This window comes from Micromonospora sp. NPDC002411 (assembly GCF_053592955.1).
The window spans coordinates 1-5,393 of the sequence record NZ_JBSFBM010000407.1; the positions used below are offsets into that span (position 1 = coordinate 1).

The following is a 5,393-nucleotide window of genomic DNA, read 5'->3' on the forward strand; positions in this document are numbered from 1 at the left end:
GGCCTCACGACGCTCGACGCCGACCCGGCAGCGCCCGCCGCGGCCTGACACGACGCGGGCCGCGCCTTTCGGGGCCTGACGCGAGACGAGGGCCGCTCCGCGCGACGCGGAACGGCCCTCGACGAATGTCCTGCGGGTCAGAGCAGCGACATGTGGACGTGGTCGGTGTGGTTCGACGGACCGCTGTACGAACTCCAACCGGTCGCCGGGAACCAGATCTGCCGGTTCCAGATGACGTAGTAGATGCCCAGTCGGTCGGCGTTACGGATGAGGAAGGCGGCGACGTTGTTGCCGTACTTCCGGGTGTCGTCGTTGTGCCACGGGGCGAAGCCGCTCTTCTGCAACGACCAGTCGCAGGCGCGGCCCTTCGGGTGCTCCCACGGCCCACCGGAGCGGTAGCAGCCGACGAACCGGTTGAAGCCGGCCGCCTTGACCTCCTTGTACGCGTGCAGCGTGCGGGGCGTGACGCAGCCGGACGTGGTCGGGTCCTTCTCGCTGCACGACTGCGGCTTCCAGTCACCGTCGGCGGTGCGACCCGGGCCGATCTTGGCGACCTTCGAGGTGGCGTCGACCAGGCCGCCGGTGAAGCCCTTGCCGCCGACGAGGGAGAGCGCCTTGTCCGCCTCGCTCTTGCGCTTGGCCATCAGGGCGGTCTGCTTCTGCTGCTCGCGGACCTCCGCGTCGAGAAGTAGCTTGGCCTGCTCGGCGCGGGCCTTCACCGCGTTGACCTCGGCGAGCTTCTTCTCGTTGACCATGTTCATCTCGTCGAGCAGCGAGGCCCGCTGGACGAACGCGTCGGGAGCCTTGCTCTCCAGCAGCATCGCGAGCGCGCCGATCCGGCCGGTCCGGTACGACTGGGCGGCGATCTGCCCGACCTGGGGGGCCAGCGCGTCCAGGTCGGCCCGGGCCCGATCGACCTGCTGCGTCAGCTCGCTCTGCCGCTTCTTGGACTTGTCCAGTTGGGACTTGGCGGCGGAGTAGTCGCGGTTGGCCTGCTCGATGACGTCGGTGAGCAGCTTTGGCTCGCCGTCCTCCTCGTGCCCGGACGGGGTGGGAGTCGTCGGGGCGGCGTGGGCCGGGAGGGGCCCGGCGAGCACGGTGAGTGCGGCGATCACGGCCACCACGGGTGTCAACCAGCGGCGTAGGGGTGCCGTCACAATGTTCCCTTCCGTCGACCGCCGACCGGGTTAGCTGACGGGTTCGGGGCGGAAGTGGCCCCTACCGCTGACGCGGATTCACCCCACGTACCTGGGTCCCCGGCTCGCCGGTTGGCGATTGGGCGGTGGCACCGCAGACGCCGCTTCGCGCCTTCATCGGTGACCGGCAGCGAGGTTACCCGAGAGTCGACCGGGTGAGCTACGCCTGGATGCCGACCAAAAGTGTCATTTCGCCATAGCGTTGAGTGACCAGTGACGCGGTTCTCAGGGTGGAGGCCCGATCTGGTCACGCTGAGGAGTGTCACCATGTCGTATCCGTGCTCCTGTTCGGCTCCGGCCACCGGTCGGCGGCGGTAGATGGGGGTGGAGTCCGCGTCGGGTCCGACTCGTCGGGGTGACCCGTTCGCGGTGAGATCAGTGCGGCCAGTGCCTCCGCCCGGTCCGTCTGCGGTCGCGGGGCGGAAGCGTCGGCGGGCGACGTGGCGTCGGTGCGACCGGCGGCGGGCGACAGAGCGTCGGTGCGACCGGCGGCGGTCACCACCGCCGCCAGTCCGGTGGTCAGCGGCACGGCGGCGATCAGGCCGAGGGTGGCGACCGCGCTGCGGACGATCTCCTGGGCGAGGAACTCGCTGGTGAGGATCTGCCCGATCGGCCGCGCGTCCGCGGTGAGCAGGAGCAACAGCGGCAGCGACGCGCCCGCGTACGCCAGCACGATGGTGTTGACAGTGGACGCGATGTGCGCCCGACCGACCCGGGTTGCCGCGCGGTACAGCTGCAACCGGGTCAGGCCGGGGTTGGCGTGCGCCAGTTCGGTGACGGTGGCCGCCTGGGTGACTGTCACGTCGTCGAGCACCCCGAGCGATCCGATGATGATTCCGGCGAGCAGCAGGCCGTGCAGGTCCACGTCGCCCTGGAACATCGACAGGGTGGTGGCTTCCTCGCTGCCGAAGCCGGTGAGGTGGGTCGCGGCGGTGGCGACGGTGGCGAGCACGCCGGTCAACACCAGGCTGCCCAGGGTGCCGAGCACCGCTACCGAGGTCTGTGCGCTGACCCCGTGTGTCAGGTAGAGCACCACGAACATGATCAGGGCGGCGCCGACCACCGCCACCAGCAGGGGTGACTTCCCCGCGCCGATACCCGGCAGCACGAAGGTGAGCAGGATGGCGAAGCTGGCGGCCAGCCCGGCGAGCGCGGCGAGACCCCGCCACCGACCGAACGCGACGATCGCGGCGGCGAAGACGACGGCCAACCACAGCATCGGGGTGCCCCGCTGGTGCTCGGCGACGTTCCAGTTGCTGATGGTGGGATCGGTGGGGTCGGTCAGCTCGACCAGGATGACCTCGTCGCCGACCTCCACCCGGGGTGCGCCCGGCCCGTCGGGCACCGGCGTCTCGACCTGCTGTCCGGCCGACGGCCCGTCGTCCACGCGGACGTCGACAGTGCCGCAGCGCCCGTCGCCGACGCGCGGTGTGCCCTCGGGGCTCGACGGCGACGGCGGGCACGGCTCCATCACCACCCGGGTCACAGTGCCGCTGTAGCGCGGCACGTCCGCCCCGCCGTCGGACTGTGGTGACCCGCCGCGCGGCCAGAGGAGCACGGCCGCGATGACGGTGGCGACGAAGAGAGGCACCACGGTCATGACGAGGATCCGTCGCACCCGGGGCGGGGCGGACGGAGCGGGACGGGCGTGGTCGGAACCCAAGGTGAGACTCCCAACGATCCGGTGCGGGGTACGTGTCAGTGGGCCGGTCGGTTCACCGTCACTGCGGAAACGTGGTGGGGGAACGCGATGGTTCGCCGGCTGACGACCGCTCGGTCACGGACGGTAGGGTCGGACCCGACCGGCCAGCCGCGACACCACCGCGCGCTGGCGCGGGTGCCCGTTCGTGCCTCGGTCTGCCGGGGGTCATCGTGGGAAATGCTAACCAGCACGGTCGGGGGATGCAGGTCGTGACGGAGTGTCGGAGGTGGAACCGCCCGCGCGGCGGTTCCCGGACCGGCATCGTGGAGACATGCCCGTGCCGTCACCGCCCGACCCCGGCCAGCACGCCCCGGCCGCGTCACCGCAGCACGACAAGCACGCCGGGCACGACAAGCACGCCGGGCACGATCCCGAGATGTTCCGTCGGCGCTTCTGGATCTGTCTGGCTCTCACGGTCCCGGTGGTCCTGACCAGCCACCTGGTGTGGGATCAGTTGGGCCTGGGTTGGGACGTACCCGGCCGCTCGTGGGTGGGCCCGGTGCTCGGCTCGGTGGTGTTCTGGTGGGGCGGCTGGCCGTTCCTCGTGGGTGCGGTGCGGGAGGTGCGGGACCGCGCGCCCGGGATGATGCTGCTGGTCGCGATGGCGATCACCGTCGCCTACGCCGCGTCCCTGGCGACCAGCGTGGGCGCCTTCGACCTGGACTTCTGGTGGGAGTTGGCCGCCCTGGTCACCATCATGCTGCTCGGCCACTGGCAGGAGATGAAGGCCATCGGGCAGGCCCGGGGAGCGCTCGCGGCGCTGGCCGCGCTGCTGCCGGACGAGACCGAGCGCGTCGCGGCGGACGGACAGGTCGAGGCCGTGGCGGTGTCCGACCTGCGGGTCGGTGACGTGGTGCTGGTCCGCCCGGGCGGTCGGGTGCCGGCGGATGGCCGCATCGTCGACGGTGACGCCGAGTTGGACGAGTCGATGATCACCGGTGAGTCACGGCCGGTCACCCGGTCCGCAGGTGACCGGGTGGTGGCCGGCACGGTGGCCACCGACTCGGCGATCCGGGTACGCGTCGAGGCGCTGGGTGAGCAGACCGCGCTCGCCGGCATCCAGCGGATGGTCGCGCAGGCCCAGGGTTCCGGCGGGCGGGCCCAACTGCTGGCCGACCGGTTCGCCGCCGCGCTGTTCTACGTCGCCACCGGCACGGCCGTGCTGACCGTGCTGGTCTGGGCCGCGCTCGGTCGACCCGACGAGGCGGTGGTCCGCGCGGTCACCGTCCTGGTGATCGCCTGCCCGCACGCCCTCGGTCTCGCCATTCCTCTCGTCGTCGCGCTCTCCACCGCGTTGGCCGCGCGGTCCGGGATCCTGGTGAAGGACCGGTTGGCGTTGGAGCGGATGCGGACCGTGGGCGCGGTGCTCTTCGACAAGACCGGCACGCTGACCCGGGGCGAACACGTGGTGACCGACGTGGCGACGGTGCCGGGCACCGAGCGGGACGAGGTGCTGCGGATCGCGGCGGGCGTCGAGTCGGACAGCGAGCATCCGCTGGCCCGCGCGATCGTGGCGGCGGCCGGGTCTGCCGGCCCGCTCCCGGCCGCCGGTTTCCGGTCGCTGCCGGGCCGCGGTGTGCGGGCGACAATCGACGGTACGGAGTACGCCGTGGGCGGTGCGGCGCTGCTGCGGGAACTGGGTCTGTCACTCCCGTACGAGCTGGAGGCGGCGACCGACGGGTGGTCGGCTCGGGGCGCCGCGGTGCTGCACCTGGTACGGCTGCCGGAGGCCGTGCTCGGCGCGTTCGCGCTGACCGACGAGGTGCGCCCGGAGGCCCGGCGGGCCGTCGACGAGCTGCGCGCCGAGGGTGTCCGGACCATCGCCATGATCACGGGTGACGCCCGCCCGGTGGCGGAGGCGGTCGCGGCCGAACTCGCCTTCCGGCCCGGCGTCGACGAGGTCTTCGCGGAGGTGCTGCCGGCGGAGAAGGACGAGCGGGTGGCCGACCTGCAACGGCGGGGGTTGACGGTGGCGATGGTCGGCGACGGGGTGAACGACGCGCCGGCGTTGGCCCGGGCGGACGTCGGCATCGCTATCGGCGCGGGCACCGACGTGGCGATCGAGTCCGCCGGGGTGGTGTTGGCGTCGTCGGACCCGCGCGGGGTGGCCGCCGTGGTCCGCCTGTCCCGGGCGTCGTACCGCACGATGCGTCAGAACCTGGCCTGGGCGGCGGGCTACAACGTGGTGGCGCTGCCGCTGGCGGCGGGGGTGCTGGCGTGGGCCGGTGTGGCGTTGAGCCCGGCGGTGGCGGCGGTGTTGATGTCCGCGTCCACCATCGTGGTGGCGCTCAACGCGCAGTTGCTCCGCCGGGTCCGTCTCGACAGTGACTGAGGGGGTCAGCCGCGCTTCATCAGCCGGCCGACCGCCGCCATCATCTCGGTGGCCATCTCGTCGGCCCGGCCCTCGGCCGCCCCTTCGTGCATGCAGTGCCGGGCGTGCCCGTCGAGCAGCCCGAGCGCCACCTTGTCGAGGGCGGCCTGGATCGCGGATATCT

4 protein-coding genes and 1 riboswitch are annotated in these 5,393 nt (G+C 72.1%); of the genes, 1 reads left to right on the forward strand and 3 read right to left on the reverse strand.

Going from position 1 to position 5,393, the window contains the following annotated elements:
- Positions 1 to 137 precede the first annotated feature (137 nt).
- The gene (locus ACWCO3_RS30915; protein WP_145786062.1) at positions 138 to 1,157 is read right to left on the reverse strand and encodes a coiled-coil domain-containing protein; all 1,020 of its coding nucleotides are present in this window, start codon (positions 1,155 to 1,157) and stop codon (positions 138 to 140) included.
- A 4-nt stretch (positions 1,158 to 1,161) separates the two neighbouring features.
- Positions 1,162 to 1,292: riboswitch (cyclic di-AMP (ydaO/yuaA leader) on the reverse strand.
- A gap of 166 nt (positions 1,293 to 1,458) precedes the next feature.
- On the reverse strand, positions 1,459 to 2,859 hold the full coding sequence (locus tag ACWCO3_RS30920; protein WP_145786063.1) for a YibE/F family protein: 1,401 nt from the start codon (positions 2,857 to 2,859) through the stop codon (positions 1,459 to 1,461).
- A gap of 310 nt (positions 2,860 to 3,169) precedes the next feature.
- Between ACWCO3_RS30920 and ACWCO3_RS30925 the strand changes: the two genes are divergently transcribed.
- Positions 3,170 to 5,230: a heavy metal translocating P-type ATPase gene (locus tag ACWCO3_RS30925; protein ID WP_450013407.1), complete on the forward strand. Its 2,061-nt coding sequence runs from the start codon at positions 3,170 to 3,172 to the stop codon at positions 5,228 to 5,230.
- 5 nt (positions 5,231 to 5,235) lie between these two features.
- Here the strand turns inward: ACWCO3_RS30925 and ACWCO3_RS30930 are convergent.
- Positions 5,236 to 5,393: metal-sensing transcriptional repressor (locus ACWCO3_RS30930; RefSeq protein ID WP_450013409.1), on the reverse strand; the 158-nt coding region annotated here is incomplete at its 5' end.